This window comes from Amycolatopsis sp. NPDC114478, assembly GCF_055633805.1.
Window position 1 is genome coordinate 1 of the sequence record NZ_JBVKDO010000008.1, and the last position, 20,467, is coordinate 20,467.

Genomic DNA, 20,467 nt, shown 5'->3' on the forward strand with positions numbered 1-20,467 from the left:
CACCAGCAGCGGTGGAAGCGGTATGAGAAGCAGCGTCCCGGCCACCAGCTGCAGATCGACGTCAAGTTCGTCGAACCGATCACCGACGACGCCGGTCGGAAGAAGCGGTACTACCAGTACACCGCGATCGACGACTGCACCCGTCTGCGGATCTTGCGGATCTACCCCCGTTCCGATCAGAAGACCGCGATCCAGTTCCTGGACTATGTGCTGTCCCGGTTGCCGTTCCAGGTCGAGAAGATCCAGACCGACAACGGCGCCGAGTTCCAGTCCGCATTCCACTGGCACCTGCTCGACCAGGGCATCGGGCACGTCTACATCAGGCCCGCCACACCGCGACTCAACGGGAAGGTCGAGCGTTCGCATCGCATCGACGCCGAAGAGTTCTACCGCCTGCTCGACGGCGTCGTCCTCGGCGACATCGGAGCGTTCAACGACAAGCTCAAAGAGTGGGAGGACTACTACAACTACCACCGCCCGCACGGGAGCCTGGCCGGCCAGACCCCATATGAGAGGCTGCTACAGAAAACCCAACCCCCATCCCAGGGTGTCAACGACCTGAAACAGCAGTACAGCTAGCCGCCGGTGGCTGCGCGGTGCAGTTTTCGCAATGCCCGCACCGCTTCCACCGCGCGGGCCCGGTCCACGGCCTGGATCGCCATCACCGCGTGGTACTCGTCGTCCGGCAGTTCCAGCCGTGCCCACGAGGCGCCGTCCGGGAAGCTCACCGAAAGCACTTCCTGCCAGGCGAACCGGCGGGTGACGAGCACGTTCCGGACCTCGATGCCCTCTTCGTCCGCGCGGACCCGGGCGATCGCGAACAGCATCACGCCGCACGCCAGCAGGATGCCGATGCCGATCATCGCCGCCTGGTCGGACCGCTGGAAGTGGACGCCCGTGTCGCCGTTGCGCAGCAGCACCGCCACCACCACGAACACCGCCAGCAGCGCCACCGCCAGCACGCTGCACATGATCAGCGCACGGCGCGGGCGGATCACCAAGAGCGTCACACGAAACCCCGCTCGGTCCACGGCTGGCGCAGGCTCCGCAGCACGTGGGCCGTGTCCAGGGCCGCCACCGTCGCCTCGTAGCCCTTGTCTTCCTTCGCGCCCGGGCGGCCCGACCGGTCGACCGCCTGCTCGTGCGTGTCGCACGTCAGGACGCCGTTGCCGACCGGGGTGCTCTCGTCGAGCGCCACCCGGGTCAGGCCCGCCGTCACCGCGTCGCACACGTACTCGAAGTGCGGGGTGCCGCCGCGGATGACCACGCCCAGCGCCACCACCGCGTCGTGGTTGCGGGCCAGCGCCTGCACCACCACCGGCAGCTCGATCGCGCCCGCGACGTGGACGACCGTCGGGTCCTCCTCCAGCTCCGCCTCACGGGCCGCCACCAGCGCCCGCTCCAGGAGGACGTCGGTGATGTCCGAGTTCCACTTCGTGGCCACGATGCCGAGCTTGAGGGACTTGCAGCCGGTCAGGTCCAGGGAAACGTCCGGACGGCCGTCACCGCTCACTGTGGTCCTCCATCCGCGTGCTCGGTGCCGGCGCCGACCTGGTCGTAGTGCTCCAGCTGGGCCAGGTCGTGGCCCATCCGGTCGCGCTTGGTGCGCAGGTAGCGCAGGTTCTCCGGGTTCGGCGAGATCGGCAGCGGCACCCGCCCGGTGACGCGCAGGCCGTAGCCCTCCAGGCCGATCCGCTTGGCCGGGTTGTTCGACAGCAGCCGCATGGTGCGGACGCCGAGGTCGCACAGGATCTGCGCGCCGGTGCCGTAGTCACGGGCGTCGGCCGGGACGCCGAGGGCGAGGTTCGCGTCGACGGTGTCGGCGCCGTCGTCCTGCAGCTGGTAGGCCTGCAGCTTGTGCAGCAGCCCGATGCCGCGGCCCTCGTGGCCGCGGATGTAGAGCACGACGCCGCGGCCCTCGGCCGCCACCGCTTCCAGGGCCGCTTCCAGCTGCGGGCCGCAGTCGCAGCGCAGCGAGCCGAAGACGTCGCCGGTCAGGCACTCGGAGTGGACGCGCACCAGGATGTCCTGGCCGTCGCCGATCTCGCCGTAGACGAACGCGACGTGCTCGATGCCGTCCAGCAGCGAGTCGTAGCCGACCGCGCGGAACGTGCCCGCGGCCAGCGGGATCCGCGCCTCGGCGACGCGCTCGACCTGCTTCTCGGTGCGGCGGCGGTAGGCGATCAGGTCGGCGATGGTGATGATCGCGAGGTCGTGGTCGGCGGCGAACACCTCGAGCTCGTCGCGGCGCGCCATGTCGCCTTCGTCCTTCTGCGACACGATTTCGCAGAGCACGCCGGCGGGGGCGAGCCCGGCCATCCGGGCCAGGTCGACCGACGCCTCGGTGTGCCCGGGGCGCCGCAGCACGCCGCCCTCCTTCGCCCGCAGCGGCACGACGTGCCCGGGGCGCCGGAAGTCCTTCGCCGTGGACGCGGGGTCGGCCAGCAGCCGGATCGTGTGCGCGCGGTCGGCGGCGGAGATGCCGGTGCTGATGCCCTCGGCGGCGTCGACCGTGACGCTGTACGCGGTCCCGCGCGCGTCCTGGTTGGTGTGGTACATCGGCGGCAGGTCCAGCCGGTCGGCCTCGGCCTCGGTCAGCGCCACGCAGACGTAGCCCGACGTGTAGCGGACCATGAACGCCAGCAGCTCCGGCGTCGCCTTCTCCGCGGCGAAGATGAGGTCGCCCTCGTTCTCGCGGTCTTCGTCGTCGACCACGACGACCGGCCGGCCCGCCGCGACGTCCGCGATCGCCCGTTCGATGGCGTCGGCGTCGAACATCGCCCCGGTGCCGCAGGGGGTCCAGCCCGCTTCGGGCTCTGCCGCACTCGACTCACTCATGACCGCTCCTCCGTGCCGCCGCCGTCCCGATTCTGCACCTGGTCGCGGATGTGTGCCTCGGCCAGCTTCTCCACGTACTTCGCGACCACATCGACCTCGAGGTTGACCTGGTCGCCGGCTTCCCGGCCGCCGAGGGTGGTCGCTTCGAGCGTGGTCGGGATCAACGCCACCTGGAACCGGTCGTCGGTGACGGCGGCGACGGTCAGGGAGATCCCGTCGACCGCGATCGAGCCCTTCTCGACCACGTACCGCGCGAGGTGCGCGGGCAGCGAGAAGGTCGTGACGCCGTTCTCGTCGCGGCCGAGGTACGTCCCGGTGCCGTCGACGTGGCCCTGCATGATGTGCCCGCCGAGCCGTCCGCCCGCGGGCGTGGCGCGTTCCAGGTTGACCCGGTCGCCGGTCGCGACCTTTGCCAGGCTCGAGCGCTGCAGCGTCTCGTTCACGACGTCGACGGTGAACTCGCCGCCAGCCACCTCGACGACCGTGAGGCACACCCCGCTGACCGCGATCGAGTCGCCGTGCCCGGCGTCGCTGGTGACCAGCGGGCCGCGTACGCGCAGCCGTGCCGCGTTGGTCAGCTGCTCGACCGCGGTGACCTCGCCGATCTCCTCGACTATGCCGGTGAACACGTCCGCTGCCTCCTTGTGAGCCGGTCTTCCCATCCAACACCCGCCGCGGCGCCGGGGCTTCCCCGGTGCCGCCGCGAGGTCAGCCCGCCCGGCCGCGGGCCGCCTGCTCGCGCAGCGCGGCGACCGCCTTGCCCGGGTCGCCGGCGCCGTAGACGGCCGAACCCGCGACGAAGCAGTCGACGCCCGCTTCGGCGGCCTGCTCGATGGTGTCGGTGTTGATCCCGCCGTCGATCTCGACGACCAGCTTCAGGTGCCCGGTGTCGACGAGCCGCCGCGCGGCGCGGACCTTGTCCAGGACCTCGGCGATGAACGACTGGCCGCCGAAGCCCGGCTCGACGGACATGATCAGCAGCGTGTCGTAGTGCTTGAGGACGTCCAGCCACGGCTCGAGCGCGGTGCCCGGCTTGAGGGACAGGCCGGCCTTCGCGCCCGCGGCGCGCAGGTTCTTGGCCAGCGCGACCGGGTCTTTCGCGGCCTCGGCGTGCACGGTGACGTTGTAGGCGCCGGCCTCGGCGTAGCCGATCGCCCAGCGGTCCGGGTCGTCGATCATCAGGTGGCAGTCGATCGGCACGTCGGTGCTCTTCAGCAGCGCCTTCACCACGGGCAGGCCGAGGGTCAGGTTGGGCACGAAGTGCGCGTCCATGACGTCGACGTGGACCCAGTCGGCGCGGGTCTCCCCGGCGCCGGCGACGGCGGCGATCTCCTCGCCGAGCCGGGCGAAGTCCGCGGACAGGATGCTGGGGGCGATCAGGGGTCGGTCTGCCACGTCCTGAGTGTAGGAGGAGCGTGCTAACGCTCACTAACCGGTTGTGACCAGGATCTGGCTCCGCGGAGGGAGGCGGCGGCCACACCGGCCGCCCTACGCTCGCCGCATGTCCGGATTCTTCCGCTCCCTGGCGAGGCTCGGCAGCTACCGCGCCCTCCCGTTCGCCGTCGCGGGTGCCCTGGTGATGATGCCGGTGTCCCCCTTCGCCTTCGCCGCGGCGGTGTCCGTCGAAGCCGATTCGCGGGTGCGGGCGCTGCTCGCCCTGGTGGCGATGGCGGCGCTCACGGGCCTGCTGGGCCTGCTGGGGCCGGTGCGGCGCGCGGGGATCGGGCTGGCGAACCTCCTGCTCGGGACCACCGTCCCGGCACCGGCCGGGCGCCCCGACGCGGGCTCGCGGCTGCGCTCGGGGCTGTGGCTCGCCCTGCACACGCTGCTGAGCGGCGTGCTGCTCACCGCGCTCGCGTTCCTCGGGCTCGGCCTGCTGGTCCCCGCGGTGTGGCTGGCCGGCGGGCAGGACCGGATCAGCCTGTTCTGGGACGACGTCCCGCTCGGCGGGTGGACGGTCCCGTTCGGCCTCGTACTGCTCTTCGGCACGTTCGTGCTGATCGCGGGCGCCACCCGCGCGTTCCGGGCCGGCGCGGAGGCGCTGCTCGGACCGTCCGACACCGAACGCGCGGCGCTCGCCGAGCGCCGCGCCGCCGTGCTCGCCCAGCGCAACCGGCTGGCCCGCGAGCTGCACGACTCGATCGGGCACACGCTGACGACGTCGACCATCCAGGCAGCCGCGGCGGCCGAGCTGGTCGAGGCCGACCCGGCCCAGGTGCGGCGTGCGCTCGGCACGATCGAAGAAGCCTCCCGATCCGCCCTCGAGGACCTCGACCACGTTCTCGGCCTGCTGCGCGAGGAACCGGCGGCGAAGGAGCCCACCCGGACGCTCGCCGAGGTGGACGTCCTCGCCGTGCGCGCCCGCGAAGCCGGGATCGACGTCCATCTGACCGTCACCGGGCCGGTCGCCGCGCTGCCCGCCGCCGTGTCGCGCGAGGGGTACCGGATCGTCCAGGAAGGCTTGACCAACGCGCTGCGCCACGCCGGCCCGGGCGCCGTCGAGGTCCGCGTCGAAGCCGGGCCGGAGCAGCTCGCGATCGCCGTCGTCAACGCGCTGCCCGGCGTCGGGCCGCGGCCGGGGCGGCGCGGGCTGGCCGGGCTCGCCGAGCGCGTCGAAGCCCTGCGCGGCGAGCTCGACGCGGGCCCGGACGGGCCGCGGTGGCGGCTGTCCGCGACGATCCCGCTGCGGGCGGGCGCGTGACGCCCACCGTCCTGCTCGCCGACGACGAGCCGCTGGTCCGCACCGGCCTGCGGGCGCTGCTGGAGCAGCAGGGCATCCCCGTGGTCGGCGAAGCGGCCGACGGCGCCGAAGTGCTGCCCGCGGTGCGCCGCACCCGGCCGGACGTCGTGCTGATGGACGTCCGGATGCCCGGCACGGACGGCATCGAGGCGACCCGGCAGCTGCTCGCCGAGCTGGCCGAGCCGCCGAAGGTCCTCGTCGTCACGACGTTCGACAACGACGACTACGTGCACGAGGCGCTGCTGGCCGGCGCGAGCGGGTTCCTGCTGAAGCGGGCGCGCAAGGAGGAGATCGCGCACGCCGTCCGGACCGTCGCGACCGGGGAGTCGCTGCTGTTCCCCGAGGCGATCCGGCGGCTGGTGGCCGGCCGGGCGGCCGGCGGGCGGTACGCGCGGGCCGCGAAAACGCTCACCCGGCGCGAAGCCGAGGTGCTCCGGCTGGTCGCGCGCGGGCTGTCCAACCAGGACATCGCCGCCGAGCTGGTGATCAGCCTCGAGACCGTGAAGACCCACGTGGGCAACGTCTTCGGCAAGCTCGGCGCGGCCAACCGCAGCCAGGCAGTGGTCATGGCGTACGAATCGGGCGTCGTCCGGCCGGGGCACCTCGCCGGTCGATGACCGACGTGCTTCCGGTCACCCGCGGGAAGCCATGAGTTCGATCAGCGGCCACCCGGCGGTCACCTTCAGTCTCTTCGCACCACACATGCAGAAGGACTAATAGCGCTTGTCCGAAATCCGGGCAGTTATCCCCCGAAGTCCCCCAATGAGGAGAAACATGGCTTCGCTGTTCGCCGGCCGCCGCCGGTGGCTGGTCGCGGGCGCACTCGGCGCCGCATTGGTCGCCGCCGCCCCGGTCGCCTTCGCCACCAGCGGTTCCGACAACGCCGACGCGCGCTCGTCGGCCGGTACCGGTGACCGCACCAACGACGTCCGCTCCGCGATCCAGGGTGGGCACGCCCGCAACGTGATCCTGTTCCTCGGCGACGGCATGGGCCAGTCCGAGATCACCGCCGCCCGCAACTACGAGCGCGGCGCCGCGGGCCGGCTCGCCATGGACGAGCTGCCGCTGACCGGCGACTACACGACGTACGCCGTCGAGCAGAACAACCCGGCCAAGCCGAACTACGTGACCGACTCGGCCGCGTCCGGCACCGGCTGGGCCACCGGCACCAAGACCTACAACGGCGCCATCTCCGTCGACGCGTACGGCAACGACGTCCCGACGATCCTGGAGATCGCCAAGCGCAACGGACTTCGCACCGGCGACGTCACCACCGCCGAGGTCCAGGACGCGACTCCGGCCGTGCTCGGCGCGCACGTCGTCAGCCGCGACTGCAAGGGCCCGGTCGAGACGACCGCGAAGTGCGCGAAGAACGCCAAGGAGAACGGCGGCCTCGGCTCGATCTCCGAGCAGCTGGTGCAGACCCGCCCCGACGTCCTGCTGGGTGGCGGCGCGAAGTACTTCAACCAGCCCGCGACGACCGGCAAGTTCAAGGGCAAGCCCGTGCTCGACCAGGCCAAGGCGGCCGGCTACAACGTCGTGAACACCGCGGCCGACCTGGCGAAGGCGCCGAAGGGCAAGCCGGTCCTCGGCCTGTTCGCCGACGGCAACATGCCGGTCAACTGGACCGGCCCCGCGGCCGTGCACGGCGGCACCGCGCCGACCCGCTGCACCCCGAACCCGAAGCTGCCGTCGACCCAGCCGAAGCTGGCCGACCAGACCCGCAAGGCGATCGAGCTGCTCGACGACCGCCGCAGCGACAAGGGCTTCTTCCTGCAGGTCGAGGGCGCGAGCATCGACAAGCAGGACCACGCGGCCGACCCGTGCGGCCAGATCGGCGAAACGATCGACTTCGACGCGGCCATCGCGGCGGGCACGGCGTTCGCCCGCAGCCACCCGGACACCCTGGTGCTGGTGACGGCCGACCACGGCCACAGCAGCCAGATCGTCGAGCCCACCGCCACCCCGGGCCTGACCGCGACGCTCATCACCAACGAGGGCGCGAACATGACCCTGGCCTACGGCACCGCGGAGGCCGGCGGCTCGCAGTCGCACACCGGTACCCAGGTGCGCATCGCGGGCCTCGGCCCGCAGGCGGCCAACATCGTCGGGCTGACCAACCAGACCGACCTGTTCGGCACCCTCAAGCGCGCACTCAAGCTGCGCTGACCCGGTGGGGCAGGCCCCCGGAGGGTTCCGGCGGCCTGCCCCATGCCCCCTGGTGTCCCGGCTCCCTAGCGTGGGAGTACCGAGACACCAGGGGGTTCTTTCATGCGGAAGTCAGTGCGGATCGCCGCCGCCGGCACGCTGGTCGTGCTGCTCGCGGCGACCACGGCGGCGCCGGCGCTCGCCGCCGGTTCGGTGCAGGGGAGCTTGGACGTCCTCACCGCCCAGGACGGCGTACCGGGCGCCGAGGCGGTGATCCAGGACGGCCACCGGACGCGGGTGGTACGCAGCGGCGTGGGCGACGTCAAGACGGGGAAACCGTTCCCGCGCAACGGTTCTTTCCGGGCGGGCAGCGTCACCAAGTCGTTCGTGGCCACGGTCGTGCTGCAGCTCGTCGGCGAAGGCCGGGTCAAGCTGGACGCGCCGGTTTCGCGGTACCTGCCGGGGTTGCTGCCGGATCGGCGGATCACGGTCCGGCAGCTGCTGCAGCACATGAGCGGCCTCTACAACTACACCGACGACCTGGACCTGTCGGATCCGGAAGCCCTGCGCCACCGCGGCGCCGAGCCGGCCGAGCTGGTGGCGATGGCGCTGAAGCACCCGGCGTTGTTCCCGCCGGGCACGAGCTGGTCGTACTCCAACACGAACTACATCGTGGCCGGGATGCTCGCCGAGAAGGTCACCGGGCACGCGCTGAGCGATCTGATCGCCCAGCGGATCACCCGCCCGCTCAGCCTGCGCGACACGTACTTGCCGCGCCGCGGAGACGAGCGGCTGCCGGACCCGCACGCGGTGGGCTACACGCCGGATCTGGTGGATTTCAGCGACTTCGACGCGACGATCGCCGGGGCGGCGGGCGGCCTGGTCTCGACCCCGGCCGACCTGGACCGGTTCTACGGAGCCCTGCTGGGAGGACGCCTGTTGCGCCCGGCGGAGCTGGCCGAGATGCGGCGGACGGTGCCTGCTGAGCTCGGCGTGCCGGGAGCTCGGTACGGGCTGGGGTTGGGCAGCATCCCGTTGTCGTGCGGGGAGTTCTGGGGGCACGAGGGCGGGATCATCGGCTTCACGAACCTGGCCGGCGTCGGTCCGGGCGGCCGCCGGGTGACGGTGGTGCTGAACGAGAACCCCACCCCGGCCGAGACGAACGGCCACCTGCTGGCCGCGACCGACGCGGCGGTGTGTTCATAACGACCTCAGGGCAGCAGGTCGAGGGCCTCGGTCCACGGGCGCCCGATGTCCAGCCGGTGCAGCGTCACCCCGGCTCCCGCGAGGGTGTCGAGGTGGCGCTGCCACGCCGGGTGGAACACCCGCGTCTCCTGGATCTGGTACGCCACCACCATCGTGATCCCCGGCGCGCCCAAGACATCTCCCAGCACCGTCAGCGCCTGGTTGTCCGCGATCCCCAGCGCCAGCTTGGCCACCGAATTGGCCGACGCCGGCGCGAACAGGAACACCGACGGGTCCGGGTGCGGCCGCGGCTCGCCCGGCAACCGCGAGACGCTCCGCACCGGCAAGTCGCAGCAAGCGGCCACCTCGGCCAGCCCACCCGTCGACTCCAGCCAGCGCGAAGCCGTCGGCGTCAACGTGATCGCCGGGCGCCAGCCGCGCTCGGCCGCGGGCCGGACCAGCTCGGCGGCGAAGCGGGTGTCCAGCCCGCCGCACGAGCCGGCCACCAGCCCGAGATCCCTCACGGCTTGCGGAGCACGGCGCAGAACATCGCGTCGGTGCCGTGGCGGTGCGGCCACAGCTGCACGTACGGCCCGTCGCCCAGCTCCGGCACGCCCGGGAACAGCTCGCGCGCGTCCAGCACCTCGGCCTTCAGCCGCCGCGCCGTCTCGCCGAACACGCCCTCGGTCTCGGCCAGGTGCGGCGAGCAGACGACGTACGTCAGCGCGCCGCCGGGCCGCAGCAGCTCGTAAGCCGCGGCCAGCAGCTCGCCCTGCAGCTTCGTCAGGTCCGCGACGTCGGACGGCTGACGGCGCCACCGCGCCTCCGGCCGCCGCCGCAGGGCGCCGAGCCCGCTGCACGGCGCGTCCACCAGGATCCGGTCGTAGCCCGGCTCCAGCCCGGACTCGCGGCCGTCGGCGACGTGCACCTTCACCGGCAGGCCGCCCGTGGCCTTCTCGACGAGCTTCGCGCGGTGCGGAGCCTTCTCGACGGCGTCCACGGTCGCCCCGCTCAGCGCCGCCAGCGCGCCGAGCAGCGCGGCCTTGCCGCCGGGGCCGGCGCACAGGTCGAGCCACCGCTCGTCGGTGCCTTCGACGGGCACCTTCGTCGCGGCGATCGCACACAGCTGGCTGCCCTCGTCCTGGACGGCGGCCAGCCGCTCGCGGACCGGCTCGGCGTCGGCCGGGTCGCCGGCGCCCGCGGGCAGGCGGACGCCGTAGGGCGAGTACGGCGCCGGGTCGCCGCCGGTGATCGCGGCCAGCTCGTCGGCGCTGATCTCGCCCGGCCGGGCGACCAGGTGCACCTCGGGCCGGGCGTCGTCGGCTTCGAGCGCGGCCTTGAGGCCCTCGCCCTTGTCCCCCAGCGCTTCGGCGAACGACCGGGCGATCCAGCGCGGGTGCGCGGTGCGCAGCGCGTAGGCGCCGATCGGGTCGGTGGAGTCGTCCGGCGCCAGCTCGTCCAGCCACGCGGCTTCGTCCTTTTCGGACACCTTGCGCATGATCGCGTTGGCGAAACCGGTGGCCCACGAACCGGCCTCCGCGCGCACGAGGTCCACAGTGGACGTCACGGCGGCGTGCTCGGGGATGCGCGTGCGCAGCAGCTGGTAGGCGCCGAGGCGCAGCGCGTCGAGCACCGCCGGGTCGGTCTGCGACAGCGGGCGCTCGGCGCAGGCCGCGATGACGGCGTCGAGCAGGCCCTGGGCCCGCGACGCGCCGTACGCGAGTTCGGTGGCCAGTGCCGCGTCGCGGCCGGTGATCCGCCGCTCGCGCAGCAGGTCGGGCAGGACGAGGTTGGCGTACGCGTCCTTCGTGCGCACGGCCGCGAGGACGTCGAACGCGGCCTGCCGGGGCGCGTCCACCGCCGGCGGGCGACGCGGGCCTTCCTTGCGCGGTGCGGGGCGGCCCCGTTGCGGCCGCGACGGACGTCGTTCCCTGTGGTCGTTCACCGGAGGCGTTCTCCCTGCTCGATGCGTGATCCGCGAGCCCAGTCGGTGGCCGCCATCCGTTTCTTGCCGGGTGCCTGGACCTCGCCGAGCCGCAACGGCTTTGTCGCCGTCCCGACCAGCACCCGCTTGCGTTCGACCACGATCTCGCCCGGCGGCGGGCCGGGTTCGTCGAGCACCGTGACCGGGCCGAGCTTCAGCCGTTCCCCGCGGAACTCCGCCCACGCGCCCGGGTCCGGGGTGACCGACCGGATCTGCCGGTCGACCGCCGAGGCCGGGTCGGCGAAGGACACGCGCGCGTCCTCGACCGTCACCTTCGGCGCGTAGCTGACGCCCTCGGCGGGCTGGTCGCGGGCGACCAGGCTGCCGTCGGCCAGACCGTCCATGGTGGACAGCAGGAGCTTGGCCCCGGACTCCGCGAGCCGCCCGAGCAGGCCGCCCGCGGTGTCGGTCGCGCCGATCGCCTCGGTGACGACGCCGTAGACCGGGCCCGCGTCCAGCTCCTTGACGATCCGGAACGTCGAGGCGCCGGTGATCTCGTCGCCGGCGCGGATGGCGGCCTGCACCGGCGCCGCGCCCCGCCACGCGGGCAGCAGCGAGAAGTGCAGGTTCACCCAGCCGAGGCGCGGGATGTCGAGTGCGGCCTGCGGCAGCAGCGCGCCGTAGGCGACGACGGGACAGGCGTCCGGCGCCAGTTCGGTCAGGCGCGCGAGGAAGGCCGGGTCGCCGGCGCGCGCGGGCGTCAGGACCTCGATGCCGTGCTCGTCGGCGAGGGCGCCGACCGGCGACCGGACGACGCGGCGGCCGCGCCCGGCCTGGGCGTCGGGCCGGGTGACGACGGCGACGACCTCGTGGCGGCCGGAGTCGAGCAGGGCGCGCAGCGCGGGGACGGCCGGCTCGGGGGTGCCGGCGAAGACGAGCTTCATCGGCCCACCCCCGGTGGGGAGGGTTCAGGTGGCTGGAACATCGCGCCTGAGTCTAGAAGGCCCCCGTGATCGCGGCGCGCCCGCGCCCGCCGGTAAACGAGGCGACAGCCCGCCGGGGCCCGGTTAGCGTCGCCGGTATGCACGGACTGACGTGGCGCCCGCTCACCCGCGAAGACGCCCAGGCGGCGGCCGACCTGCTCAACGCCATGGAATCCGTGGACGGGATCGGCGAGCACTACACCGCCGAAGACACCCTCCAGGAGCTGGCCGACCCGTACGCCGACCTGGAGCGCGGCAGCCTCGCGGCCTTCGACGGCGACGTCATGATCGGCTTCATGAAGATCCGCTTCAAGCCGGCCGCGCAGGAGGTGCACCGGGTCTTCCTGGACGGCGGCGTCCATCCCGGCCATCGTCGCCGCGGTATCGGCACCAGGCTCGTCGAGGCCGGGGTCGCCGCCGCGAAGGTCCTGCACGCCCGGCACCACCCGGGCCTGCGGCTCGCGGTGGACGTCCACCGGCCCGGGCACATCGCCGGGCTGGGCGAGCTGATGCGGTCCCGGGGCTTCGCGCCGGTCCGGTACTTCCGGCGCATGGAGCACCCGCTGCGGGACGTCTCGCCGGTGCGAGCGCGGATCGAGCCGTGGTCGGCGGAGACCGACGAGGACTTCCGGCGGGTCCGGAACGCGGCTTTCGAGGACCACTGGGGCGCCGTGCCGATGCCGCCGGACATGTGGCGGAACAAGATCGTCAACCAGACGTTCCGCCCCGAGGTCAGCTTCCTGTTCCGGGACGCGGACGGGACGCCGGCGGGCCTGCTGGTGACGCTGTCGTGGGACGCCGACACCGAGGCCACCGGGATCCGCGACGCGCACTTCATGGTCGTCGGGACGCTCCCCGAGCACCGCAAGCGCGGCATCGCCGGCGCGCTGCTGGCGCACGCGTTGCGCGCCGCGGCGGAGCAGGGTTACGACCGGGCGAGCCTGGTCGTCGACTCGGCGAGCCCGTCCGGGGCTTCCGGGGTGTTCGAGAAGGCCGGGTTCGTGCCGAAGACGCGGTACATCCGCTGGGCGCTCGAACCCTGAGCCGGCGGTCGCCCGCCGGCCCAGGGCCTCCGCGCTACCAGTGGGCCGGCCACACCACCTGCGCCGCGCCCTGGCCGCGGCGGACCGGTTCCGCCGCCGCCAGCCAGCGGCCGTCGCGCAGGTGCTCGACGCCGGTGGCCGCGCCGATCTCCGCCGGGGCCGTCGAGAAGCGCTGGCCGCGGGCCTTCAGGTCCGCGGTCTCCGGCTGGTCCAGGAACGCCTGCTCGACCTGGGCGGCCGCCGAGTTCCGCTGCGACGCCCGCGGCGCCGCGATCGCGTCCTCCAGGGACAGCCCGCGGTCGAGGCGGCCGAGGATCACCTGCAGCACCGTCGTGATGATCGACGCGCCGCCCGGCGAGCCCGTCGCGAAGAACGGGCGGCCGTGGTCGAGCACGATCGTCGGCGCCATCGACGAGCGCGGCCGCTTGCCCGGGCCGGGCAGGTTCGGGTCGGGCACGCCCGGCGTCACCGGCGTGAACGAGAAGTCGGTCAGCTCGTTGTTGAGCAGGAACCCGCGACCCGGCACGACGATCCCGCTGCCGCCCTCCTGCTCGATGGTCAACGTGTAGGCGACGACGTTGCCCCACTTGTCGGCGACCGTCAGGTGCGTGGTGTTCTCGCCCTCGTACGGCGTCGGCGCGGCCGTCGTGCCCGCCGCGCACGGCGTGGGGTGCTTCGGGTCGGCCGGGGCGACCGGGCTGGTCGCGGCCTTGTCCTTCGAGATCAGGCACGCGCGGGTGTCGGCGAAGCGCTGGCTCAGCAGCTCCTTGGCCGGGACGTCGATCACGGCCGGGTCGCCGATCCAGCGGTTGCGGTCGGCGAAGGCGAACCGCGTCGACTCCAGGAAGTACTGCAGGTAGTCGGCCTTGCTCGCGTGCTTCAGGTCGAAGTTCTCGAGGATGTTGAGGGCCTCGCCGACGGTGAGCCCGCCGGAGGACGGCGCCGGCATGCCGTAGACGTCGAGGCCCTCGTAACGCACGTGGGTCGGGTCGCGCTCGATGGCGCGGTAGGCGGCGAGGTCCGCGGTGCTCAGCTTGCCGGGGCGCACGTTCAGCGTCGAAGCGGGGTCCTTCGGCGGCTGCTGGACGGTCTTCGCGACGTCGGCGCCGATCGGGCCGCGGTACAGCGCGTCGACGCCCTGGCGCTCGAGCTGCGCGTACGTGTCCGCGAGGTCGGGGTTGCGGAAGACGGTCCCGGGCACCGGCGGCGCGCCGCCGGGCAGGTACAGCGACCGCGTCGAGGGGAACGCGGCGAACCGCGCGGCGTTGTTCGAGACCTGCGTCTGGAACGTCTGGTCGACGACGAATCCCTTGCGCGCCAGGTCTTCCGCGGGCTTCAGCGACTTCGCCAGTGAGCGCGTCCCCCACTTGCGCAGGGCCTCGGACCAGGTCGCGGGCGTGCCGGGGACGCCGACGCTGAGCCCGCTCGTGACGGCGTCGGCGAACGGCAGCGGCTGGCCGTTCTCGACGAAGAGGTTCGCGTCGGCGGTCTTCGGCGCGGTCTCCCGGCCGTCGAGCGTGTGGACGCGGTGGGTCTTCGCGTCGTAGTAGACGAAGAACCCGCCGCCGCCGACGCCGGCGGAGAACGGGTCGGTGACGCCGAGGGCGGCGGCGACAGCGACGGCCGCGTCGACGGCGTTCCCACCGTCGCGCAGGACCTTGGTGCCGATCGCGGTGGCATCGGCGTCGATGCTGGCCACGGCGCCCCCGAACCCGACCGCGACCGGGGACTTCGGCGTCGGGGTGGCGGCGGAGGCCGGCCCCGCCGCGACGACGGTGGAGGCGAGCGCGGCGGTGGCGGCGAGGACGAGGACTCGGCGGCGTCTGAGCGGCGGCATGCGGGCGAGTCTGCCCCTCGGATCAAGCGCCTTCAAGACGCCAAAGGCGCGGATCGGGCGGATTCGCCCGGTTTGCCAAAATTTTACAAGTTTCCCCAGACTTCGAAATTGCTTCACATGGAGCAGTGACGTTGTGGTACTCGCTGTAACAGAATCATGCCGCGCGGCCTGCACACCGCGCGTTCGCGAGGGCAACCGAAAGGAACAACCGAAGATGACTGCACCACGGAGATGGCGCCGCCTGCTCGGCGCCGCTGTCGCGGTTTCGGCCTCCCTGCTGGCCGTGACCGCCCCCGGCGCGTCGGCGGCGCCGGACCCGGACAACCACGAGATGGGCGCGTCGATCCGCGCCCACGACGGAGTGGCTTCGGGAGGGCTCCTGCCCGCGTCGGTCGACGCGAGCGTCCCGGGCATCGACGTCAGCTCCTACCAGGGCAACGTCAACTGGGCGTCGTACTGGAGCGCGGGCAAGAAGTTCGCCTACGTCAAGGCGACCGAGGGCACCGGCTACCAGAACGCGTACTTCAGCCAGCAGTACACGGGCTCGTACAACGTCGGCATGATCCGTGGCGCGTACCACTACGGCCGCCCGGACACCTCGGGCGGCGCGGCCCAGGCGGACTATTTCGTCGCCCACGGCGGCGGCTGGTCGAAGGACGGCAAAACGCTCCCGGGCACACTCGACATCGAGTGGGGCCCGAACAACGCGTGCTACGGCAAGACGCCGGCCCAGATGGTGGCGTGGATCAAGGCGTTCAGCGACGAGTACCACGCGAAGACAACCCGCTGGCCGGTGATCTACACGGCAACGAGCTGGTGGAGCCAGTGCACCGCCAACACGGGCGACTTCAGCTCGACGAACCCCCTGTGGGTGGCGCGGTACGCGTCCTCGGCGGGGACGCTGCCGTACAACTGGGGGTTCTATACGTTCTGGCAGTACAGCTCTTCGCCCATTGACCAGGACCAGTTCAGCGCGGACATCACGCGGTTGAAGGTCCTCGCGACCGGCTGATTCCAGTGGTCGGGAGCACGCGCTGTGTGTGCTCCCGACCCGACACCGGTCGCCGCCGTAGCACCGTCAGGCTCGCCGGCCACACCGACGCCATGCGAAGCCGACGGTTCTTTCCGGGCAGGACATCGACCCCGGCCGGGTGTCTGGTCACCTTCGTGCTGGTCGTCACCGCAACGGCCTGTGCGCCCTCACCTGCCCGCGACGGATCCGGAGCGGCCGACCCGCGCTCCCGTGAGGTACGAGGTGATCGCCGCAGTCGCCGCCGGACGTCAACCGTTCGGCGTCACCGTCGATCCCACCCTGCGAAGGGTTTTCGCCGCCGACGACGCCATGGACTCCAGTCGCAGCGTAACGACGTTCGACGTCGACAGCACCAGGCGGTTGTCGTCGTTTCCGGCGCAGGTCGGAACTGACACCGTCCTCGACATCACGGTCGATCCGCTGACGCACTCCGTCTACCTGCCGCACTACTCCGAGGAAGCCCGTGGCGGGGTCAGCGTGATCAACGCCGAAAAGGGAGCCGTCACGGCCGACATTCCCGTGGGCTCCGCCCCCTACGCCACCGACGACGATCCTGGCGAACACGTGCTCTACGTCGCCAACCACGGTGACAACACCGTCTCGGTGATCGACGAGCGGAGCAACACGGTTTCGGCCGTGCTCCCGGCGGGGGAAAGCCCGATGGACATCGCCGTCGATCCCACGACGCACTTGGTGTATTGCGTGAACCAAGCCGGTAGCGTCACCGTCATCGACGGAATCGCCCGCTCGGTGCGGAAGACCATTCCAGTCGGGCGCAACGCCAGCAGCATCGCCGTCGCACCGGACACGCACACCGCCTTCGTCTCCAACCACGGTGACAACACCATCTCCGTCATCGACGGTGCCGAGAACGTCGTCACAGCAACAGTCGCGATCCCCGGCCAACCCGGCCGTCTCGCCGTCGACCCCGGTCGCCGCGTTTTGTACGTGGGGAGCTCCGATACCTCGGTCTCGGTGGTCGACACGGTGAACTACTCGGTCATCGCAACAGTGCCGGTGGGCCAGTACCCGACCTCGATTGCGGTCGACCCGGTCACCCACCACGCCTACGTGACGAGCAGCAAGACCGACACCCTCTCGGTCATCGCGAATCGCTGATCCCGACTTCCGCGGGTTACGCGGCCGGCGCGGTCGACGGAAGACTCGACCGCGTCACCCACGCCGTGGAGGGAAACCCGTGCGCCTGACCGCTCTGCTCCCCCTGCTCGCCGCCGTTCCGCTGTTCGCCTCCCCCGGGGTGGCCGCCGCCGCGCCCGGGTGCTTCGACTCCGCCGCGCCCCTCACCGTCGAGGAACAGCGCCTGACCGCGTCGCTGCCCGCGGGTGGGCCCGCCGTCGGCCCGGAGCTCGTGCGGCTGGCCGGCCTCGATCCCTTCGTCGCCGAGGTGAAGCACGACCTCTGCGCGGCGCGGACGCCGCGCCGGGCCGAACGCGTCGTCACGCAAGCCGGTGATCGGCTGTGGCGGACGGCCGTCGACCGCGCGCAGGGCCGGCGGCCGGACCTCGGCGCCTGGGACCGGTTCGACGACCGGCCGCTGTACTGGGCGCGGCTGCAGCTCAGCAGCGCGATCCGCCAGTGGACGCCGGCGTTCCCCACACGGCGGGACGCGCTGCTGACGGCGTTCGACCGCGGTTCGCGCGGCCTCGACGACGTCCGGTTCCCGCTCGGGCCGACGCGGCGGATCATGGTCAGCGGGTTCGACCCGTTCCAGCTCGACGGCCGCGGCCTGTCCATCTCCAACCCGGCGGGGGCGTCGGCGCTGCAGCTGGACGGGCGCGTCCTGGACACGCCGTCCGGCCGGGCGGTCGTGCAGGCGGTGAGTTTCCCCGTGGTGTGGGGGTATTTCGACGAAGGGATCGTCGAAGCGGCCTACGGAACGGCGTTGCGCGACCGCGCGCGGCGGCCGGACGTGGTCATGACGATCAGCCAGGGCCGCCCCGGCCGGTTCGACATCGAGCGCTGGGCGGGAGCGTGGCGCGGCGGCTTCCCGGACAACAACAACGCGTCGGTGACGGGCGGCGTGCCCCCGGCGGCAGGCTGGCCGCAGCCGGACGTCCAGTTCATCGAGACGACGTTGCCTTACCAGAAGATGCTCGAGGTGCCGGGCGCGTACCCGGTCAACTTCAACCAGGCGTTCTGCGTGTGGCCGGATTCCGCGCACCCGGGCGTGGGGACGCCGGTGTGCCGCTCGGACGCTCCGTTGCCGGGCGAAATCGCACAGTCCGGTGGCGGCGGCAACTACCTGTCCAACGAATCGATGTTCCGCGCGAACCGGATCCGGCTCGGGCTCGGGTTGACGTCGGTGGCGGGCGGGCACCTGCACACGCCGGTGCTGGGCCAGCCGGCGGACCCGGCGGCGTTGACGGACCCCGCGTTCGAGGAGCGGCGGCAAGCGATCGCGGCCCAGGTGATCGCGTTGACAACGGCGGCCGCCGACGGCTCCCGGCCGGCGAACCCGCCTCAGGCAACGGAATCCCCGCGGGCGGCGCTGGAGTCGTTGCCGGGCACGGTGTTGGACCGCTGATCCGGCCCGTTCCGCCCGCACGCCAACGGATTCCCGCGCGCGAGCGAGGCGGAACGGCTAAATCAGGTCCAGCGGGTCCAGCTGGATGCGAATCGGTTCCGTGGCCTTCTTCGCGTCCCGCCGGGCGGCCGCCGCGTGGATCGCCGACGACAGCGCCTTGCCCTCGGCGCGGGAAACCCTGACCAGCGCCCGCTCGCGAGCAGCGTTGCCCTCTTCGTCCACCTCTCCCAGCGGCACCGGACCGAGTACCTCGCCGGACGGGGGCAACGGCAAGTCCGCCAGCAGCGCGGCCACCGCGTCCGGGCTTCCCTCCACGCTCGCCATCCGCATCGCGGGCGGGAAGCCCAGCTCGCGTCGCTCCGCCAGTTCCTGTCCCGCGTGCCACGCCGGATCCCAACGGACCAACGCCTGGACCACCGCCAACCCCGCCTCCGCCCCCACGATCACCCGGCCGCCGGAAGAACCCGGGCGCACCAACGCCGCCGCCGCCATCCAGCGGCGCAGCGTCTCCTCGCCCGCTCGCAAGTCCTGGCGGCCCAGCAATGCCCAGCCGTCCAGCAGCAGAGCCGCGCCGTAGCCGCCTTCGGCCACCGGCTCCGCCCCCGGCGTGCACACCACCAGTGCCGGCTTGCCGGGGACCGACGCCAGCACCTCCGCCGCTCCCGACGTGCGGACCGGGATGCCCGGGAACGCCCGCCCCAGCTCCTCCGCCGTCCGCTTCGCGCCGACGATCACCGCGCGCAGCCGCACCGAGCCGCACGCCGTGCAGCGGAACGCCGTCTCCGGGACGCCGCACCAGCGGCACGCCGGGGGCTTCGGCTGCCCGTCCACCGAACCGCCCGGCAGCGCCAACGGCCCCGCGCACCGGCGGCAGTGGGCCGGCGTTCGGCAGTTTCCGCAGGCCAGACCCGGGACGTACCCGCGCCGCGGGACCTGGATCAGTGCCGGGTGGCCCGCCGCGAACGCCTGGCGCGCCGCTTCGAACGCCACCGCCGGCAGGCGCGCCACCCGCGCCGCCTCGTCGCGGGCCACGTCGAAGTCTTCGCCGACCGGTGTGACGCGCGGGGCCGCGGACCGCAGCACCGTGCGGTCGGCCAGCACCGGCGCGGCCCAGCCCGACTCGACCAGCAGCTGCGCCTCGGCCGTCCGAGCGAACCCGCCGACCAGCAGCGACGCCTTCGCCGCGTGCGCGCGGTCCATCAGCACGTCCCGCACGTGCGGGTACGGCGCGTGCTGGTCGAGGTGCAGGTCGTCGCCGTCGTCCCAGACGACGAACAGGCCCGGGTCGTGGACCGGCGCGAACATCGCCGCCCGCGTGCCGACCACCACCCGCACCGCGCCGCGCAGCACCGCCAGCCAGCGCCGGTAGCGCTCCGCGGGCCCGAGGCCGGCGATCAGCGCCACGACGGCGTCCTCCCCCACGACCGCCGCGCACGCGTCGTGGACCCGGGTCAGGTCGCGGTGGTCCGGCACCACCAGCACCGCGCCCCGGCCCGACGCGGCCACCACGCCGGCGGCCTCGGCCAGCCGGCTCGGCCAGTCCTCGCCCGGTAGGGCCTGCCAGACGGCGTTCGCGGGCTTCCCCTCCCCCAGGGCCTCCAGGAACGCCGGACCGCGCTGGTAGCGCGCCCAGGCCGTCGTATCGGGCGCGTCCGGAGGAGCCGCCGGCGCCACGGCCGGCTCCCCTTCGGCCTTCGCGTGCCGGGGCGGGATCGCCAGGCGCAGGACGTCGGACAGCGTGCCGCCGTAGCGGTCGGCGACCGCCCGGCAGAGCGCGTGCAGCGACGGCGGCAGCACCGGCTCCGGCGAGGTGACGCGGTCGAGGAACGCCAGCTTGCTGCCGTAGTCGCTGGTCTCGCCGCGCTCGATCAGGTAGCCGTCGACGAGCTGCCCGGCGAACCGGACGCGCACCCGGCACCCGGGCACGGCGGTCTCGTGCAGCTTCTCCGGCACGAGGTAGTCGAACGTGCGGTCCAGGTGCGCGAGGGGGATGTCGACGACGATCCGCGCGACCGGCCGCTCGGGCGCGGGCTTTTGCGCGCCCTTGGCCTTCGCGCCCGGCTTCGGCGGTTTCCGGGCACGCGAGGGGGCCGCCTCGGGGGCAGGCGGCGTCTCCGGGAGGTCCCAGAGAGCGGCGGGCTCGGAGCTACTCACGCCACGATCTCTACCAGACCCCTCCGACAGCCCGGAC

The 20,467-nt window shown here is 72.8% G+C and carries 19 protein-coding genes; 9 read left to right on the top strand and 10 right to left on the bottom strand.

Features of this window, described 5'->3' with window-relative positions:
- A partial coding sequence (locus ACZ7OH_RS22815; protein ID WP_470282611.1) for an integrase core domain-containing protein occupies positions 1 to 579 on the top strand: 579 nt, incomplete at its 5' end.
- On the opposite strand, the gene ACZ7OH_RS22820 is transcribed toward ACZ7OH_RS22815, so the two are convergent.
- The 5 genes from ACZ7OH_RS22820 to rpe form a co-directional block, all read right to left on the bottom strand.
- Positions 576 to 971, bottom strand: a complete 396-nt coding sequence (locus ACZ7OH_RS22820) for a PH domain-containing protein (RefSeq protein WP_400893362.1) — start codon at positions 969 to 971, stop codon at positions 576 to 578. The two genes, ACZ7OH_RS22815 and ACZ7OH_RS22820, sit on opposite strands and share 4 nt — an antisense overlap.
- A 35-nt stretch (positions 972 to 1,006) precedes the next feature.
- On the bottom strand, positions 1,007 to 1,513 hold the full coding sequence (gene ribH, locus ACZ7OH_RS22825) for a 6,7-dimethyl-8-ribityllumazine synthase (protein WP_400890004.1): 507 nt from the start codon (positions 1,511 to 1,513) through the stop codon (positions 1,007 to 1,009).
- Positions 1,510 to 2,778: a bifunctional 3,4-dihydroxy-2-butanone-4-phosphate synthase/GTP cyclohydrolase II gene (locus tag ACZ7OH_RS22830; RefSeq protein WP_470282879.1), complete on the bottom strand. Its 1,269-nt coding sequence runs from the start codon at positions 2,776 to 2,778 to the stop codon at positions 1,510 to 1,512. The genes ribH and ACZ7OH_RS22830 overlap by 4 nt, the downstream gene beginning before the upstream one ends.
- 56 nt (positions 2,779 to 2,834) lie before the next feature.
- Positions 2,835 to 3,467, bottom strand: coding sequence for a riboflavin synthase (locus ACZ7OH_RS22835; protein WP_470282612.1), 633 nt, complete (start codon positions 3,465 to 3,467; stop codon positions 2,835 to 2,837).
- 79 nt (positions 3,468 to 3,546) lie between these two features.
- Positions 3,547 to 4,218, bottom strand: a complete 672-nt coding sequence (rpe, locus tag ACZ7OH_RS22840) for a ribulose-phosphate 3-epimerase (RefSeq protein ID WP_470282880.1) — start codon at positions 4,216 to 4,218, stop codon at positions 3,547 to 3,549.
- Positions 4,219 to 4,339: 121 nt separating this feature from the next.
- Here rpe and ACZ7OH_RS22845 point away from each other — a divergent pair, with 121 nt between their 5' ends.
- The 4 genes from ACZ7OH_RS22845 (at position 4,340) to ACZ7OH_RS22860 (ending at position 8,932) form a co-directional block, all read left to right on the top strand.
- Positions 4,340 to 5,539: a sensor histidine kinase gene (locus ACZ7OH_RS22845; RefSeq protein WP_470282613.1), complete on the top strand. Its 1,200-nt coding sequence runs from the start codon at positions 4,340 to 4,342 to the stop codon at positions 5,537 to 5,539.
- Complete coding sequence (locus tag ACZ7OH_RS22850; RefSeq protein ID WP_470282614.1) at positions 5,536 to 6,195, top strand: response regulator transcription factor; 660 nt, start codon at positions 5,536 to 5,538, stop codon at positions 6,193 to 6,195. Before ACZ7OH_RS22845 ends, ACZ7OH_RS22850 begins: the two co-directional genes overlap by 4 nt.
- 157 nt (positions 6,196 to 6,352) lie before the next feature.
- The gene (gene phoA, locus ACZ7OH_RS22855) at positions 6,353 to 7,747 is read left to right on the top strand and encodes an alkaline phosphatase (protein ID WP_470282615.1); all 1,395 of its coding nucleotides are present in this window, start codon (positions 6,353 to 6,355) and stop codon (positions 7,745 to 7,747) included.
- 102 nt (positions 7,748 to 7,849) lie between these two features.
- Positions 7,850 to 8,932, top strand: coding sequence for a serine hydrolase domain-containing protein (locus ACZ7OH_RS22860; protein WP_470282616.1), 1,083 nt, complete (start codon positions 7,850 to 7,852; stop codon positions 8,930 to 8,932).
- A 5-nt stretch (positions 8,933 to 8,937) separates the two neighbouring features.
- Here the strand turns inward: ACZ7OH_RS22860 and ACZ7OH_RS22865 are convergent, their stop codons facing one another.
- Genes ACZ7OH_RS22865 through fmt form a run of 3 tightly spaced genes read right to left on the bottom strand, consistent with a single transcriptional unit; the run spans position 8,938 to position 11,779 of the window.
- Positions 8,938 to 9,435 (bottom strand): flavoprotein, encoded by a 498-nt coding sequence (locus tag ACZ7OH_RS22865; protein ID WP_470282617.1) that lies wholly within the window; start codon positions 9,433 to 9,435, stop codon positions 8,938 to 8,940.
- Entirely contained in the window at positions 9,432 to 10,856 is a 1,425-nt protein-coding gene (locus tag ACZ7OH_RS22870) for an RsmB/NOP family class I SAM-dependent RNA methyltransferase (RefSeq protein WP_470282618.1), read from the bottom strand. The genes ACZ7OH_RS22865 and ACZ7OH_RS22870 overlap by 4 nt, the downstream gene beginning before the upstream one ends.
- A complete protein-coding gene (gene fmt, locus ACZ7OH_RS22875) occupies positions 10,853 to 11,779 on the bottom strand; it encodes a methionyl-tRNA formyltransferase (protein ID WP_470282619.1) in 927 nt (308 codons plus the stop codon). The genes ACZ7OH_RS22870 and fmt overlap by 4 nt, the downstream gene beginning before the upstream one ends.
- Before the next feature lie 137 nt (positions 11,780 to 11,916).
- Between fmt and ACZ7OH_RS22880 the strand changes: the two genes are divergently transcribed.
- Entirely contained in the window at positions 11,917 to 12,861 is a 945-nt protein-coding gene (locus tag ACZ7OH_RS22880) for a GNAT family N-acetyltransferase (protein WP_470282620.1), read from the top strand.
- 34 nt (positions 12,862 to 12,895) lie between these two features.
- Here the strand turns inward: ACZ7OH_RS22880 and ggt are convergent, their stop codons facing one another.
- Positions 12,896 to 14,698 (bottom strand): gamma-glutamyltransferase, encoded by a 1,803-nt coding sequence (ggt, locus tag ACZ7OH_RS22885; protein ID WP_470282621.1) that lies wholly within the window; start codon positions 14,696 to 14,698, stop codon positions 12,896 to 12,898.
- 214 nt (positions 14,699 to 14,912) lie between these two features.
- Here ggt and ACZ7OH_RS22890 point away from each other — a divergent pair, with 214 nt between their 5' ends.
- The 3 genes from ACZ7OH_RS22890 (at position 14,913) to ACZ7OH_RS22900 (ending at position 18,276) form a co-directional block, all read left to right on the top strand.
- Positions 14,913 to 15,710, top strand: a complete 798-nt coding sequence (locus ACZ7OH_RS22890; RefSeq protein ID WP_470282622.1) for a lysozyme — start codon at positions 14,913 to 14,915, stop codon at positions 15,708 to 15,710.
- 243 nt (positions 15,711 to 15,953) lie between these two features.
- Positions 15,954 to 16,850, top strand: coding sequence for a YncE family protein (locus tag ACZ7OH_RS22895; protein WP_470282623.1), 897 nt, complete (start codon positions 15,954 to 15,956; stop codon positions 16,848 to 16,850).
- Positions 16,851 to 16,929: 79 nt separating this feature from the next.
- Positions 16,930 to 18,276, top strand: a complete 1,347-nt coding sequence (locus ACZ7OH_RS22900) for a pyroglutamyl-peptidase I (RefSeq protein WP_470282624.1) — start codon at positions 16,930 to 16,932, stop codon at positions 18,274 to 18,276.
- Between the two features lie 57 nt (positions 18,277 to 18,333).
- Here ACZ7OH_RS22900 and ACZ7OH_RS22905 read toward each other — a convergent pair whose 3' ends face one another.
- Positions 18,334 to 20,430 (bottom strand): primosomal protein N', encoded by a 2,097-nt coding sequence (locus tag ACZ7OH_RS22905; protein WP_470282625.1) that lies wholly within the window; start codon positions 20,428 to 20,430, stop codon positions 18,334 to 18,336.
- Positions 20,431 to 20,467: the final 37 nt, after the last annotated feature.

Coding starts and splice junctions, on each gene's coding strand:
- phoA (WP_470282615.1), top strand. CDS start 6,353: ATGGCTTCGCTGTTCGCCGGCCGCCGCCGGTGGCTGGTCGCGGGCGCA.
- ggt (WP_470282621.1), bottom strand. CDS start 14,698: ATGCCGCCGCTCAGACGCCGCCGAGTCCTCGTCCTCGCCGCCACCGCC.
- ACZ7OH_RS22820 (WP_400893362.1), bottom strand. CDS start 971: ATGTGCAGCGTGCTGGCGGTGGCGCTGCTGGCGGTGTTCGTGGTGGTG.
- ACZ7OH_RS22880 (WP_470282620.1), top strand. CDS start 11,917: ATGCACGGACTGACGTGGCGCCCGCTCACCCGCGAAGACGCCCAGGCG.
- ACZ7OH_RS22860 (WP_470282616.1), top strand. CDS start 7,850: ATGCGGAAGTCAGTGCGGATCGCCGCCGCCGGCACGCTGGTCGTGCTG.
- fmt (WP_470282619.1), bottom strand. CDS start 11,779: ATGAAGCTCGTCTTCGCCGGCACCCCCGAGCCGGCCGTCCCCGCGCTG.
- ACZ7OH_RS22890 (WP_470282622.1), top strand. CDS start 14,913: ATGACTGCACCACGGAGATGGCGCCGCCTGCTCGGCGCCGCTGTCGCG.
- ACZ7OH_RS22830 (WP_470282879.1), bottom strand. CDS start 2,778: ATGTTCGACGCCGACGCCATCGAACGGGCGATCGCGGACGTCGCGGCG.
- ACZ7OH_RS22845 (WP_470282613.1), top strand. CDS start 4,340: ATGTCCGGATTCTTCCGCTCCCTGGCGAGGCTCGGCAGCTACCGCGCC.